Annotated in this window: 12 protein-coding genes and 1 pseudogene; 6 read left to right on the forward strand and 7 right to left on the reverse strand. The window is 66.6% G+C overall.

Translation table 11 applies throughout. The annotated features are described in order from the left end of the window. Positions 1–3 precede the first annotated feature (3 nt). The 5 genes from tssE to IE075_RS10125 form a co-directional block, all read right to left on the reverse strand. Positions 4–495, reverse strand: a complete 492-nt coding sequence (gene tssE / locus IE075_RS10105) for a type VI secretion system baseplate subunit TssE (protein ID WP_189456118.1) — start codon at positions 493–495, stop codon at positions 4–6. 206 nt (positions 496–701) lie between these two features. Further along, entirely contained in the window at positions 702–1,229 is a 528-nt protein-coding gene (locus IE075_RS10110; protein ID WP_189456120.1) for an Hcp family type VI secretion system effector, read from the reverse strand. 281 nt (positions 1,230–1,510) lie between these two features. Further along, complete coding sequence (gene tssC / locus IE075_RS10115) at positions 1,511–2,998, reverse strand: type VI secretion system contractile sheath large subunit (RefSeq protein WP_189456122.1); 1,488 nt, start codon at positions 2,996–2,998, stop codon at positions 1,511–1,513. Next, entirely contained in the window at positions 2,995–3,492 is a 498-nt protein-coding gene (gene tssB, locus IE075_RS10120; RefSeq protein ID WP_189456129.1) for a type VI secretion system contractile sheath small subunit, read from the reverse strand. Before tssB ends, tssC begins: the two co-directional genes overlap by 4 nt. Positions 3,493–3,549: 57 nt before the next feature. After that, a complete protein-coding gene (locus IE075_RS10125; RefSeq protein WP_229792455.1) occupies positions 3,550–4,191 on the reverse strand; it encodes a hypothetical protein in 642 nt (213 codons plus the stop codon). Between the two features lie 99 nt (positions 4,192–4,290). On the opposite strand from IE075_RS10125, the gene tssJ reads away from it, so the two are divergent. The 6 genes from tssJ to IE075_RS10155 all read left to right on the forward strand — a co-directional run bounded on the left by tssJ (position 4,291) and on the right by IE075_RS10155 (position 13,607). After that, positions 4,291–5,025 (forward strand): type VI secretion system lipoprotein TssJ, encoded by a 735-nt coding sequence (gene tssJ / locus IE075_RS10130; RefSeq protein WP_229792456.1) that lies wholly within the window; start codon positions 4,291–4,293, stop codon positions 5,023–5,025. 179 nt (positions 5,026–5,204) lie between these two features. Next, positions 5,205–6,536 (forward strand): type VI secretion system baseplate subunit TssK, encoded by a 1,332-nt coding sequence (gene tssK, locus IE075_RS10135; RefSeq protein ID WP_189456136.1) that lies wholly within the window; start codon positions 5,205–5,207, stop codon positions 6,534–6,536. A gap of 15 nt (positions 6,537–6,551) precedes the next feature. Next, positions 6,552–7,343: a type IVB secretion system protein IcmH/DotU gene (gene icmH, locus IE075_RS10140; protein ID WP_189456139.1), complete on the forward strand. Its 792-nt coding sequence runs from the start codon at positions 6,552–6,554 to the stop codon at positions 7,341–7,343. Between the two features lie 122 nt (positions 7,344–7,465). Then, complete coding sequence (locus IE075_RS10145; RefSeq protein WP_229792457.1) at positions 7,466–11,059, forward strand: type VI secretion system Vgr family protein; 3,594 nt, start codon at positions 7,466–7,468, stop codon at positions 11,057–11,059. Then, a complete protein-coding gene (locus IE075_RS10150) occupies positions 11,056–12,579 on the forward strand; it encodes a hypothetical protein (protein WP_189456141.1) in 1,524 nt (507 codons plus the stop codon). Before IE075_RS10145 ends, IE075_RS10150 begins: the two co-directional genes overlap by 4 nt. Positions 12,580–12,581: 2 nt before the next feature. After that, entirely contained in the window at positions 12,582–13,607 is a 1,026-nt protein-coding gene (locus IE075_RS10155) for a PoNe immunity protein domain-containing protein (RefSeq protein WP_189456143.1), read from the forward strand. Between the two features lie 171 nt (positions 13,608–13,778). Here IE075_RS10155 and IE075_RS15670 read toward each other — a convergent pair whose 3' ends face one another. Both IE075_RS15670 and IE075_RS15675 read right to left on the reverse strand, forming a co-directional pair. Beyond that, on the reverse strand, positions 13,779–14,189 hold the full coding sequence (locus tag IE075_RS15670; RefSeq protein WP_308427823.1) for a proprotein convertase P-domain-containing protein: 411 nt from the start codon (positions 14,187–14,189) through the stop codon (positions 13,779–13,781). Next, positions 14,187–14,351: pseudogene (locus IE075_RS15675) on the reverse strand (PPC domain-containing protein); the annotation flags it as partial. The gene IE075_RS15670 and the pseudogene IE075_RS15675, both read right to left, overlap by 3 nt. Positions 14,352–14,357 lie beyond the last annotated feature (6 nt).

A 14,357-nucleotide genomic window follows, 5' to 3' on the forward strand; every position in this document is an offset into this window, starting at 1 on the left:
CCGTTACGCCGCCGCAACGCGGCGCAAGCGGCTGACCGAGTACTGCAGCGTGCTCGGCTGCAGCATCGCGTCGAAACTGATCGGCTCGCGCGCGGGGCGCACGTCGAGCAAGGCATGGATCGCAAAATGCAATCCGCCGACGCTGTTGCGCGTGCTCGACTCGAGCCCGACCCGCACGTTGTGCAGGCGCGGCTCGTGGAGCGCGATCGCCTGCTCCAGCGAGCGGCAGATCGACGCGCGGTCGTATGCGTTGGCCAGGCTCATCGTCGAAAAGTCGCGCAGGCCATAGGTGACCAGCGACTTCTGGCAGTTTGGAAACGGCTTGAGGCGGTCGTCGGTGAACGCGCAGCGGCTGTTGAGCAACCCTTCTAGGTCGTGCGCCACCGATTCCTTGTACTGCTCGAGCGAGATCGACTTCAACATCCCGGCGGCCGAGGCAGAACGCGGCTCATCGTCGAACAGTTTCTCGAACAGACTCGGCTCGAAACCTTTCATGCACCGCGCTCGCCTGTAAACGCCTGTTCGATCGGTCCGGGCGGGGGCGTGGGCCCGACGCGCGGTGTATTGCGTGTGCCGATCGCGCGGAGGCGGAGACGCCGCGGCGGATTTCGGCTGTTGGTGCTTCCACTGCGGCAGCGCGTTGCCACGCTGCCACAGTCGACACGCGATGGCGGCCGGAGCCACCAACGCATGCAGCGGTTTTACACCGCGAAGGTCGGCTTGCCGAGCGTCGGGCTGGCCTGCATGACGACCTTGCCGCCTGCACCGCCGCCCGGGTTCTGGGCCGTGTAGGTCTGCTTGATCGCGCCGAACGACAGCTCGACTTCTTCTTCGAGCATGCCTTCATCGCTGATGCGCGTCTGGACCTTGCTGACGACCACGTTCAGTAGGTTGACGACCCAGTAGTCCACCACTTTGTTGTCGCCGTCATCGCGCGTGAACACGATCTCGCCCTTGGGCAGCGTCGCGCCATTGAACGCGGTCTGGAACAACGGGCCGCTGGCGATGTCGACGGGCTTGACGAACTTAAGCGTCGAGAACTCGGCGCGCGCAGCCGTGTGCCCACCGGTGGTGGACGCCGTGGCGGAACGCGGCTGGTTCAGCGACAGCTCGTAGTCGCGGATTTCGATCTTGTCCTTGTGACGCTCGATGCGCGACTCGCCCTTGATGGTGTCGAGGGCCAGGAATGCGCTGGGCTTCTGACGCTTCGTTTCGTTCTGCGTTGCCATGAATAGTTCCTTATCGTCCATGTGACATGAATTGATTCAGTCGAGCACTTCTATGACGCGAATACTCAATTACCGCGAAGTCGAGCAAATCAAACCAATACTGCATGGGCCTGCGCCCAAGGGAAGAAGTGCCGGAGAAACCGTCCTGGCTCCCGGCCCGGCACTTCCGACCGCCGCATCTCGGCGACCGGCCCCTCGGCCCTGCATCGTGCAAGGCCGTATCGACGGACCGTCCGTGGTCCACATCGCCATCGATTCCCGCGATGGCTTGTTGCGTGGCCTTACTTCTTGGCCCCGGTCGGAAGCTCGGCGACCAAACGCAGCGACACCGACAGTTCGTCGAGCTGGAAGTGCGGGCGCAGGAACGCGACGGCGCGATACACCCCGGGACGGCCTGGCACTTCGGTGACCTGGACCGACGCTTCGCGCAGCGGGTGCTGCGCCTTCGCTTCCTGCGTCGCGTTGTCGTCCAGCAGCACGTACTGCGTGATCCAGCGGTTGAGGAAGTCCTCGACATTGCCGGTCGATGCGAAGCTGCCGATCTTCTCGCGCATCATCGCCTTGAGGTAATGCGCGATGCGGGAGACCGCGAAGATGTACTGCAGCTGCGACGACAGCGCCGCGTTCGCGTTCGCCGCGTCGGTGTTGTACTTCTTCGCTTTCTGCGCGGACTGCGCACCGAAGAACGCCGCGTAATCGGTGTTCTTGCAGTGCACGAGCGGGATGAAGCCGAGGTCGGAGAGTTCCTTCTCACGGCGGTCAGTGATCGCGATCTCCGTCGGGCACTTGAGCGCGATTTCGCCGTCGTCAGTGCGGAACGTGTGGGTCGGCAGGTCTTCCACGAGACCGCCGCCCTCGACGCCGCGGATCGCGGCGCACCAGCCGAAATCCTCGAACGCGCGGGTCAGGCGGGCACCGAACGCGTACGCCGTGTTGCACCACAGGTACTTGCTGTGGTCCGCGCCGTCGACGTCCTCCACGTAGTTGAAGCCCTCGACCGTGGTGCCGTCCTTCGGGTTGTACGGCAGGCGGCCGAGAAAGCGCGGCAGCGTCAGGCCCACATAGCGGCTGTCCTCGCCTTCGCGGAACGACTTCCACTTTGCGTACTCGACGGTGTCGAAGATCTTCGCCAGATCACGCGGCTTGCCGAGGTCGGTGAAGCTCTCCAGGCCGAACATGTCCTCCGACGCCGCGCCGATGAACGGCGCGTGCGCGGCGGCGGCCACGTGCGACATCTGCTCGAGGAAGTACATGTCCTCGGGCTGGCGGCCGATCTGGTAGTCGCCGATCAGGGTGCCGAACGGCGAGCCGCCGAACGTGCCGAACTCTTCTTCGTACACCTTCTTGAACAGCGCGCTCTGGTCGAAGTCGATCGCCGACTTGAAGTCGCGGACCAGGTCCTTCTTCGGCGCGTTGAGCGCCTTGATCTTGATCGCCGAGCCGGTCGAGGTCTGCGCGCACATGTAATGCAGTCCGCGCCAGCTGCTCTCGAGCTGCTGGAACTCAGGCGCATGCATGATCGCGCTGAGCTGCTCGGACAGCATCCGGTCCAGCTCGGCGATGCGCGAATCGAGCGTGAGGTTGAGGTTGTCCGACACCACGACGGTGCCGTCCATGACCTCGCGCGCGAGCTCGGAAATGATGTCCTTTGCACGCCGATGTTCGGCGTCCGACTTCGCGACCTTGCTCTGCGCAATGATCTGGTCGAGCAGGCCGACCTCAGTCGCCTGCGCTGCCGGTTCCGCCGCTGCCGTCTGTGTCGCGTTCATGCCGACTCCTGACCGAGCTTCTTGAGCTGCTCGGTGTTGCTGAGCACGTCGCTGAGCAGGTCCTCGAGCTTCTCGTTGCCGGCCAGCTTGTTGCGCAGGTCCGCGAGCTTGGAGCGCGCTTCGAGCAGCTTGCGCAGCGGCTCGACCTGCTCGACCACCGCCTCGGGGCGGAAGTCATCGATCGACTTGAACTTGAGCTCGACGGCGAACTCGCCGCCTTCGTCGCTGAGCTTGTTCGACACGCGGTACGCGGCGCGCGGCGCCATGCCGGCCATGACCTCGTCGAAATTGTCCATGTCGACACTGACGAACTTTCGATCCTTGATCTTCGGCAGCGGCTGCTCGGGCTGGCCGCTGAAGTCGCCGAGCACGCCGACGACGAACGGGATCTCCTTCTGCTCGATCGCGTCGCCCTTCTCGACGTCGTACGTCAGCTGGACCCGCGGCGGGCGCACCTTCTGCAGGCGCTTCTGGACGCTTTCCTTCTTCGACATCTCACTCGTCTCCCTGACGATGCGGATTGGCGGCGCCGCAAGGGCGCCGTAGGCAGGTCAATCGAACGGATTGCTGCCGGAGGTGCTGCGCACCGGGGCACTCGCCGGCGCGGCCGGCGTGGGCGCGGGTGCGGCAGCCGGCGCAGCGGCCGCGGTGCTGCGTGCACGCGGCTTGGCGCGGGGCTTCGGCTTGGCCTTGGGCTTTTCCTTCTGGGCCGGCACGCCGGTGACGAACTCGTTGCCCATCGTCGAAATCATCGTCGCGCGCAGCTGCTCGGCCTCGCGGCGCGCCGATTCGGACGCGATCGCGCCGCCGCCCTGCAGGCGCTTGAGCGATTCGGCCGCGACACGCAGACCGCTGACGGTCACAACGCTGTCAGCGACGAGATCCGCCGGGTCGCGCTTGAGCACCTCCTCGGCCGCGACGATCGCACGTCCGTAGTTGCCCGCGTCGAACTGCAGCTGCGCGCTGCGGACCCACGGCTCCTTGCGGGTCGGGTCGGCCATCGCGGCGCTGTTGAAATTCGCCAGCCCGGTTTCAATACGGCCCGCGCTGATCTCGGCTTCGGCCGATTCCATCAGCTGCTCATAGCTGGGCGCGCGCTTCTTGCGGGCCGCCGATGCGGGGTCAGCCAGGCCAAACGCCAAGGTCGCAACGACGACCAGGCGAACGAGAACGGAAAAAGGCGAGGCTGTCATGACGTGCACGCTCCATGTGGGAAACCGGTGTCCTGTCCCGCGCATCCAAAGGCGTCAATTGATGACGCGTGCGGGCATGTATTGCCGCTATAGTAGAGCTTGTTGACGGCGGTGGCGCAACTCCGGTTTTCTGAATCAGCCGGGTGCGTGCTGGCGGTGGATGTGGGTCGGCTGCGGCCTTCCATGGAGGCAGGGGATATGGAGATTCACGTGGCCAACCGGGGGTCGACGCCGCGCGCGCGCAGATCGTTGACTGCGCTCGTCCTCTCGGTCGCAGTGGCTGTGGTTCTGGCCGGTTGCGGTGCTGCAGGCGGCGTCCGCGAGGCGATGGGGCAGGCGATGGAATCGGCCGGCCTCAAGCAGGCGGTGCCGAAAGAGCATGTGGTCCCGTTGCGGCTCTATGCGGCCGATAACCTCAACGCCGGCAGCGGCACGCGCCCGCTCGCGCTGGTGGTCCGCGTGTACCAGTTGAAGGGGTTGCAGCGGTTCGAGCAGGCCCCGTTCGACGCGTTCCTCGACGAGGACGCAGAGCGTGCCGCGCTCGGTAACGATCTGGTTGCGGCGAACGAGGTGCTGCTGACTCCGGGGCAGCGCTACGAGCTCCAGGAGCGCATGGCGGCCGACGCGAGCCATATCGGCATCGTCGCGTTGTTCCGCGCGCCGGCGAGCAGCCGTTGGCGCTTCGCATTCGACAGTCGCAAGGCCGTGGCCGAAGGCATCACGGTCGGCCTGCATGCGTGTGCACTGACGACCACGAGCGCGGCGCTGCAGACGCAGCTGGCCAGCGAGGCGCATGCGTTGTCGTCGGTCAACTGCGCTGGCAAGCGCCGGTGAGTACGCGCGCGACGACATGCGGGACGTCACACCGGCTCGGGTTGAGCGAGTTCAGGTTCTAACAGGCTCGCCCAGGCGGCGGGCCGCGCGGTGTGCGTCTCGGCCGCACCGCCGGTAACGCGGGTCGGGGCGATGGCACGGGTCAAGGGATTGCAGCGAGGCGTCGGTCAGTGAGTCGGATGTCAAAAGTTTTCTGGGGCGAAGGTCTGTTTCTACGGCCTCACCACTTTCAGCGGCAGGATGCGTACCACGAGGCGCGGCTGCAGGATCACGTGGGCGCGGTGCATCCGTACGCCTGGGGCCTTCGCAAGGTGCGCTTCGATTCTGCCGCGCTCAGCGCCGGCACGCTGCGCGCGCAGGAGCTGTCGGTCATCTTCCCGGACGGCGAGCTGTACGCCGCGCCCGGCAATGACGCGTTGCCCGAAGCCCTCTCGCTCGCCGATCTTCCGCCCGGCGTGCAGTCGACGACGGTCCATCTCGCGCTTCCGTTGCTCAAGGACCACGGCGGCAATTGCGGCGATGAGGTCGGCACGTCGGTGCGGTTCGTGCAGAGCAACCGGCCGACCGCCGATCTGTACACCGACGCCGGCGAAGCGGAGCTCGCCTACCTGCACAAATCGGTCCGCCTGCTGACCGATGACGAGCCGCGCGATCCGTTCGTGACGCTGCCGATCGCACGCGTGCGACGGACGGCCACCGGTGGTTTCGAATTCGACGACAACTTCATCGCGCCGAGCGTCAGCCTCGCGGCTTCGCCGACGCTGCATGCGCAGCTGCGCCGGCTGCTCGATGCGCTGCAGGCGAAGGTCGATGCGCTCTACGGGCTGCATCGCGAGCCGTCGCAGCACGTGATCGAGTTCCGGTCCGGCGATATCGCCTCGTTCTGGCTGCTGCATACGGTGAACTCGGCGTTCGCCGCGCTGTCGCATCTGTTCCAGCATCCCGGCCTGCATCCGGAGCGGTTGCATCAGGAGCTGACGCGCTTTGCCGGCGGGCTGCTGACGTTCTCCAAGGCCTACAGCCTGGCCGACCTGCCGACCTACTCGCATGCGCGGCCGGAGGCGTCGTTCGAGCCGCTGTTCGGCATGCTGCGGGAGCTGCTCGATACCGTGATCTCGGCGCGGTACTTTCAGATCGCGCTGAGCGAAGTGAAGTCGTCGTACTACGTCGGCCGTCTCGACTCGCAGCGCATCGACGAGAAGTCCGCGCTTTACCTTGGTGTATCGGCAGACATGCCGGGGCCGGAGCTGGTGCAGACGGTGCCGGTCCGCTTCAAGGTCGGCGCACCGGACGACGTCGAGAAGTGCGTGCTGTCCGCACTGCCGGGTGTGAAGCTGGTCCACGCGGCGCAGGTGCCGGCGGCGATCCCGGTGCGGCCGGGCAGCCATTACTTTGCGCTCGAGCCCCGGGGCCCGCTGTACGAGCGCATGCTCAAGGCGCAGTCGCTGATGATCTACGTGCCGGGCGGGCTGCGCGAACTCAAACTCGAACTCATCGCACTGACCCCGTAATCAGGCAGGGACGCCATGAACTACCCGCAACCCCCGATTCCCCAGGCCATGCCGACGCTGTCGCCGTCGCTGGTCAACCCGGCGCCGGTGTCGACGGCGTCCAGCGCACGCAGCCTGCTGGACCTGATGTCCGACGGCTTCTACCTGCTGATGCTGCTCAAGCGCGGCCAGTTGCCGGCCAGCGAAGCGAGCTTTGCCGAATCCGTGCAGCGCTTCCTCGATGGCGTCGAACGCGGCGCAGTGAAGCTGGGCATCGCGTCGGAAGACATCTACGCCGCGAAGTACGCGTTCTGCGCGGTGGTCGACGAAGCGATCCTGTCGCAGCCCTCGGCGCTGCGCGAGGAATGGGAGTGTCGACCGCTGCAGCTGCGATTGTTCGGCGAGCACCTGGCCGGCGAGCACTTCTTCGACCGGCTCGAACAGCTGCGTGCGCAGGGTGCGCCGCGCCTCGCGTCGCTCGAGGTCTACCACTACTGCCTGCTGCTCGGCTTCGAAGGCAAATACCGTCTTGAAGGGCCGGAGAAGCTCGGCTACCTGACTGCAAGGCTCGGCGACGAGATCGCCTACCTCAAGGGTCGCCGGGCGCCGTTTGCGCCGCATTGGGCGCCGCCCGACAAGGTCGTGCACGCACTGCGGCGCGTGGTGCCAGTCTGGGCGCCCGCAGTCGCGATGGCCGCGCTCGGCGTCGTCGCATTTCTCGGTCTGCACACCCTCGGAAACCGCAACACCGATCAGCAGCTCGCGCAGTACGAGGATGTCGTGCAGATGCCGGCGCGGACCGCACGACTGACGATCACGCTGCCCTAGCCGCACGCCGGTGATTGATCGCGGCATCGCGATGCGATGCCTGCGATGTGCCCGTTTTCGCTGCGGGTTTCCGCATGCACAGCCGGATGTGCATGCCGCCATGCTTCAAGGAGAGATGCGTCATGGCCGATCCCTACAGCCCATTTACGCTGGGCGATGCCGCCAACGCGATCGCCGCCGATCCCGAGCTCGCGCCGCTGGCGCCGGCCACGGCGCTCGCCGACGAGCTGCTGCGGCTGATCCGCAACGGCGGTGACCGCACCGCCCTGGCGGAGGAACTGCTTGCGATGGCGCGGGGCCACGTGCCGGCGATCACGCGCGCGATGCCGGCCGAACAGGCGATGGCCGCGGCGATCGACTACGAGCGCGTGCTCGGCAAGCTCGCGCCGCTTGCACCGCTGGTTGCCGGCACGCTGCGTGCGCTGCACCGCGGCCGCGACCGCCGGGCGGTGGCGGCGCAACTGGCTTCGGCGCCGGCCGACGTGCTGATGCCCGATGCGGCGCAGGCGCGTGCGAGTGGGTCACGCGGCTTGGCGACGCCGCCATTCGGTGCGGACTCGCTCCCATCGGGCGCTGCTTCAGCGCGAGACGTCGCCTCGGTGGCGAGCAAGGCCGGCGGCGTCGCCGGGGTGGCGCACGTGGGCGCCGCCGCGGGTCTCGCCCGATCGGGCAATGCGCGTGGACCGGCAGATCGCCGCGCGCCTGTGTCGTATGCGGCGACGGAACGGCACGCAGGCGCATCGCTGCTGGCCCAGTCGCTGATTGGGCGCTTGTCGGGCGAGCCGCGGCTGCTCGAGATCGACACGGCGCTGCCGGGCGCGTTCCTGGTCGAGCGCTACACCGGCACTGAAGCGGTGTGCGCACCGTTCAAGTTCGAGATCGACTGCCTGTCGGTGTCGGCGTTCCTCGACACCCGCGTCTTGCTGGGCCAGTCGGTGACACTTCGCCAGCGTTGCGTCGACCAGGCCTGGCGTCACTGGCACGGCCTGTGCACCCAGGTCGCGCCGCTCGGCGGCGACGGCGGTTACGCGCGCTACCGCCTGACCGTGGAGCCGTGGACCGCGCTGCTCGCGTTGCGGCGCAACGCACTGATCTTCCAGGATCACGACGTGCGCGGCGTGCTCGAGCAGGTGTTCGCCGACTATCCGCAGGCCGACTGGCGCATCGACGTGACGCAGCCGCTGCCGACGCGTGCGGTGACCACCCAGTACCGCGAGACCGATTGGGCATTTGTTGCGCGGCTGCTGGCCGACGCCGGCCTCGCCTGGCGCTTCGAGCATCGGCAAGGCGCGTCCGCTGACGACGCGCGCTTGCACACGCTCGTCGTCTTCGACCGCCAGGCCGAGCGGCCTTCCGCTCGTCCGGACACGCTGCGCTTTCATCGCAGCAACGCGAGCGAGCGCCAAGACGCCATCACCGCATTCACTCAGCAACGCCAGATGACCCCGGATGCGGTGGTTGTCGGAAGCTGGCAGGCCGAGCGCGTCGAGGCGGTGGCCGGGACCGCCGAACTGGCGCCGGCCGGGCCGAATCTCCCGCGCCGGGAGGTCTACGGCATGCCGCGCGCGGGCCGCTTCACCGATGAGGCCCACGTCCGGCAAGCCGCCGAACTGCAGCTCGATGCACTGCGCGTGTCGCAGTCCCTGCACGCCGGCGGCGGCACCGGACGCGGACTCGAGGCCGGCGCGGCGTTCACGCTCGTCGGCCATCCGGAGCTCGACGGGCAGCGTTTCGTGCCAGTCGCGATCGAGCACGTCGCGACCAACAACCTCGGCACCGGCATTGTCGCGATTCTCGACGACGTCGAACTCGAACGCGGCAGCTACCGCAACCGATTCCTCGCCGTGCCGGCCGACACCGCGCTGGTGCCGGCCGCGCAGACCCGCCCGCTCGCGCCGGGCGCGCAGACCGCGCGCGTCGTCGGACTTCCCGATGCGGCCGTCACCGGCAATCGCGATCACCAGGTGCGCATCCAGTTCCCGTGGCAGCGCGGCCGCGCGCCGAACCCGGGCGGGCTGGCCGACACTGGTTCGCGATCCAATCCCGAAGGACATGCGCCGGGCGATCACACGAGCGGCACCTGGGTGCGCGTGGCCGAATGGCTGGCCGGCCCGAACTGGGGCAGCCACGCGCTGCCGCGCATCGGCAGCGAGGTGCTCGTCGAGTTCCTGCACGGCGACATCGACCAGCCCGTCGTCACCGGCCAGCTCTACAACGGCGAGGTCGCCCCGCCGTTCGCGCTCACCGACGCCAGTAACCACCCGGGCACGCTCAGCGGCCTGCACACGCAGTCGCTCGACGGCAGCGGCACGCAGCAGTGGGTCATCGACGACGCACCCGGCCAGCTGCGCCAGCGGCTGCACACCAGCATTGCCGACAGTCGGCTCGAACTCGGTTACCTCATCGAGCACCACAACGGCCAGCGCGGCGCGCTGCGCGGGCAGGGCTTTGATCTGGCAACGCTGGGCTGGGCGAACCTGCGCGCCGGCCAGGGCGTGCTGCTGTCGACGACGGCGCGCTCGCGCGCGCAATCGACGCAGTTCGACGTCGCGGAGGCCGTCAGCCAGCTCAAGGCCGCGCAGGACACGGCCCAGGCGCTCAGCGACGCCGCAAGCCAGCACGACGTGGCCGGGCTCGCTGCGAACGAGCAGCAGGACGCGTTCATCCGCCAGATCGACGCCGAGCAGGACGGCCGCTACACCGGCCCGGTCGGCGGGCAGGCCGCGGCGAAGCCCACGGGCTCGGCCCGCGACGGCGGTGACCCGGTCGAACGCTTCGCCAGCCCCGTGCTGCTCGCCGAAAGCCCCGACACGATCGTGATGACCACCCCGGCCAGCGCGCTCGCCTTCGCCGGCAACAACCTGCACCTGACGTCGCAGGGCGACGCACACATTGCCGCCGGCCAGACCTGGTCCGCGGTCAGCGGCCGCCACGCCGCGCTGCTCGCGCAGACCGGCCCGATCCGCGTCATCGCCGCGAACGGCCCGATGAGCCTGCAGGCGCACACCGGCGCCCTCGAACTGCTCGCCGATCAGAGCGTGACGATCACCGCGACCGACGACCGTATCGACGTGCTCGCCAAGGAGAAGATCGTCCTGCAGGCAGGGCAGACGCAGATCACGCTCGAGGGTGGGGACATCACGTTTGCCTGCCCGGGCACCTTTACGGTGAAGGCGAGCCAGCATCCGTTCTCGGGCGGAGCGAGCGCATCCGCGGCACTCGATACCCTGCCCGACGGGCTGACCGACCAAGCCATCGAGCTGCTCTACACCTATCGCAACCTCGCGCCCGTGCAGGGCGCCCCGTTCAAGCTGGTATTCGCGAACGGTCAGACCATCAGCGGAACGCTAGATGAGGAGGGGAGGGCCCGCATCGAAAACGCGCCCGGCCACGCGGTGAAAGTGGAGTACGGCGAGGACAGGCGTACGACGCCCGAGCCGTTCATCGAACCGCTCGCCAATCCCATCTTCGGCACTGCGCCCTCGACTGCCGAGGAGGCGCACCGTTTGCTGGAGCAATACGCGGCGGCGGAGCGCGCATTCCTCGAGGATTACTTCTTCGACGACGAAATCGAGGAGATGCAGTCGCAGGAGTGGAATGCGTACGCACACGACGCGTACCAGGACTACCGGCTCGACGGTGAGCACGACATCGCCACATCCGACTATCGCGCGGAACATCCCGAGCAGACACAAGACAAGGAGAGCTTGGCATGAGCACCGTAGTCGCCAGGACTACCTCGAGCACCCCTCGCGCAAAACCCGTAAGCGCGAAGAACATCCGGGACGCTGAAGCGTCCGTCGGTGGATGGCTGCTCGAGCTCATTGACGGAAGCGGCAACTCGCCCTCCCAGATCATCGTCACCGCCGTGCTCGGTTGCGTACCTGTCGTCGGCCAGCTCTTCGACCTACGCGACCTGATCCGCTGCATCATCGCGATCGTCGCTGCACCGGCCAGCCCGTGGGCGTGGGTGGAATTGCTCATCACCCTGATCGGCTGCATTCCGGGTCTAGGCGACGGCTTCAAAGCCGCGTTCAAACTGGCGAAGTCGGGCGGCGCCAAGCCGGCCCGGGTTTTCGACGCCATGCGCGCCCACATGCAGGTCGACCCACGTGCGGCCCTCAGGCAGCTCGACTGGGGCAAGGTTAAACGCGAAAGCCCGCAGCTGCTCAACGGCATGATCGACGGCATGATCCGTGGGCTCGACGGGTGGGGCGTCGAGCAGCTGGCCGGCCGCCAGCAGGTGGGTGCCCTCGTCCGAAGCCTGCGCGAAGTCAAGCGTGACGCGCCCACGATGCTCTCGAAAGCCGCCGACGAGCTGAAGAAGATCGCGGACGAGCTGACGGGCGCCGCCCCGCTGAAGAGCTCCGCTCAGGTCAACCCGAGGTTGGCCGCGCCGCCGTTGCCCGCTGCCGCAGGTAAGGGCAAATCCACGGGCTCAGGCGCAAAGGACCAGACCGGAAACAATGTCCCAGGCCGCGGCGCGCCGAACCCGCACCAGATTCGCCAGAGCAAGCGCAAGCGATGGTCCGAAGGCGTGGCCGCCGAGCACATCACCGAGTACCACGTGCGCACCGCGCGACCCGCCGTGCGCAAGATCAACGACCACGGCCGGTTGACGGAAGAATGGGAGCGCAGCAAAAAAGTTGGGGGCGCCGCCGTGCGCGTCTCGGCAGTGACAGTGCAGGGCATTGATCATCTGTGGTTCGGTCCGCATCGCGGTCGCAAGTACACCGTAGGCGAGACAAAGGGCAGCACATTTGCCCACTTCAGCTTCCTGGCCGGTATGGCGGCTGGCGACCGTGAGGCTGTCGAGGCCACGCGCACCGACACCGGCAAGGTGCTGGGTGGCAAGGGTGAGTACACCGGGAAAGAGGCGATGACGCCCGACAAACCGGCAAGCTCATCGGTCCCGATACGTGACGAGAGTGCGTTGGCGAGCAGCAAAGGGGGCGGGGGCACCTTGTCGACAAACAAGACCAAGGGGCGGCAGATGGGTCATCGGTGGGTCAGGCAATCGCTAGAAGCAGATAGCACGGTCTCTAGCGCCCACAAAGAACATTTGCTTGAATCGATCAGGCGCTCCCTGATTCGCAAGCGACTCCCGGACATCTATCACCGAGAGTTGTTCATGGTCACCGGAAAACAGTATGAAATACACGATAGGGCGCGCGGAAAGACACATTTAGTCCAGCCGCCTGTCGTGCTGATCCCCGATGATGTGTTGGTCGAATAACTATGTCCTCATCTCTTCTTGCCAAAGACGAATGGCAGCAGCGTCGTCGTGAACCACTGCAGAAGTATCCGGACTATCAGCGGCGTCTTTCATCGGCGACCGAGGATATCGCTGTTGCCACCGAATCGCTGGCGAATATCGAGGAAAGCGACACCAAGGCAGGAATAATGTCTTGCGCGCGCCTCCGATCAGAGCTCGCGCTCGGGGCGATGCTCTACCGCTACTCCGGCGGGGGCGAGGTGCAAGTCATGGCTCAGGGCTTTCCTTCTACGCTTTCGTTTTGGCAAGAGTTCGCGACGCACCACGTTGCATTCCACCAAAGTAAAGAGTGTGACGGTCACCTGGTTCCACACTTGGATCTCTACGATCGCGACTACTGGGAGGCCCTGCAGCTCGTCTGCTTCGCCATCCTGCTAGGTCACTCGGACCAGCTGCAGGCCATCATGGATCTGCTGGTCTACGAGAACGACGACCAGGATGCGTTGCTGGAGGATCTGGTGGCGCCCTATCTGCCAGGCCGCCCCGGTTCGAAGGTCTACACGCGGCAGTTGCCCTATCGGAAGACACGCAAGATCTTCGATGCGAAACCGGAGCAGCGGCCTGCGTTGATGGCGAAGTACCTGGACGAGTGGTACGACGCGAGCCGTCGCGAGCCGTACTACGACCGACACAAGAGCAGCTATTTCCCGGGTTACTGGTCACTGGAAGCCGCCGCGATCACGTTCATTCTCGGCATCGACGACAGCAGCTACCGCGACAAGAAGTTCTATCCGAAGGACCTGGTCGACTACGCCCGCAGCGTCGGTCGCCCACCGGTCGGGGCCGCCGAAGCGGACGCGAGTGGCGCCGCAATTCTGCGAGTGCCCGCGGGTCAGCCGGCACCCCGTGCTGGTTGGTGGTTCAGCGCTGCACAGCAGGGCAGTCGCCGTCATTTCCAGCAGGGCAGTGTTTTCCCGGACATCGAATACAGCGCTTACGGCGCTACGTTCTGGCAGTGGTCGCCGGACCAGTCCTCTCCGGCCCTGTGAGGCCTCGTAGCCTGCCGGTTCCGGTCGGCAGGCTACGAGGCCAGCGGTGATTTAGCGCCGCCGTGACCGCTGGCATCCGGTCGTCAGCCGCGTCAGCGGCTGACGACCACGAGCCGGGTCCAAGCTGCCTCGACGCATCCACAGCCGGGCGATACCCGCATCCCACACACGTCAGAACGTCACACTCCAGCTATCGATCCGCCCGCTGTCGCCTGCGTAGTTGTCATTCACGCGCAGCTTCCAGGTGCCGTTGAGCGGCTCGCTGGAGAGGTTGGCCGTGTAGGTGGTCGCAATGTTGTCGGAGCTGCCGCCGGAGCGGTTGTGCAGGATGTAGACCGAGCCGTCCGGAGCGACCAGGTCGACTTTCAGATCGCCGATGTAGGTGTGGACGATGTTGACCGCGACCTTCGCGTCAGACGGCGCGTTGCCACTGCGACCGGAGACTGACACCGCGCTTTCGACCGTTGCGTTGTCGCGGATCGCGTAGTCGGTGCCGTTGCTGTAAGTCTGCGCCGCGCCGCCGCTGCCGTAGCTGCCGCTGAGGCTCAGACCCGAGAACGCGCTGTAGCCGTAGACCAGCACGTGGTAAGTGCCGGCCTGGGCGTTGGTGATCGAACATGTTTCCGCATTCGTGCTGCCTTGGGACCGGCAGTCGTAGCTCGTCGTGCTCGCTTGGCTGCCGAACTTCACGTACAGGTCGGCATTGCCCGAGCCGCCGCCGGTCACAAACTTCAGGCCTGATGCGCCGGC

The sequence above is a fragment of the Cognatilysobacter bugurensis genome (genome assembly GCF_014652095.1).
GTDB classification, from domain to species: Bacteria; Pseudomonadota; Gammaproteobacteria; order Xanthomonadales; family Xanthomonadaceae; genus Cognatilysobacter; species Cognatilysobacter bugurensis.

Bases quoted from the DNA above. Each gene is read 5' to 3' on its own strand.
- tssE (WP_189456118.1), bottom strand. From the start codon at position 495: ATGAAAGGTTTCGAGCCGAGTCTGTTCGAGAAACTGTTCGACGATGAG.
- IE075_RS10110 (WP_189456120.1), bottom strand. From the start codon at position 1,229: ATGGCAACGCAGAACGAAACGAAGCGTCAGAAGCCCAGCGCATTCCTG.
- tssC (WP_189456122.1), bottom strand. From the start codon at position 2,998: ATGAACGCGACACAGACGGCAGCGGCGGAACCGGCAGCGCAGGCGACT.
- tssB (WP_189456129.1), bottom strand. From the start codon at position 3,492: ATGTCGAAGAAGGAAAGCGTCCAGAAGCGCCTGCAGAAGGTGCGCCCG.
- IE075_RS10125 (WP_229792455.1), bottom strand. From the start codon at position 4,191: ATGACAGCCTCGCCTTTTTCCGTTCTCGTTCGCCTGGTCGTCGTTGCG.
- tssK (WP_189456136.1), top strand. From the start codon at position 5,205: ATGTCAAAAGTTTTCTGGGGCGAAGGTCTGTTTCTACGGCCTCACCAC.
- icmH (WP_189456139.1), top strand. From the start codon at position 6,552: ATGAACTACCCGCAACCCCCGATTCCCCAGGCCATGCCGACGCTGTCG.
- IE075_RS10145 (WP_229792457.1), top strand. From the start codon at position 7,466: ATGGCCGATCCCTACAGCCCATTTACGCTGGGCGATGCCGCCAACGCG.
- IE075_RS10150 (WP_189456141.1), top strand. From the start codon at position 11,056: ATGAGCACCGTAGTCGCCAGGACTACCTCGAGCACCCCTCGCGCAAAA.
- IE075_RS10155 (WP_189456143.1), top strand. From the start codon at position 12,582: ATGTCCTCATCTCTTCTTGCCAAAGACGAATGGCAGCAGCGTCGTCGT.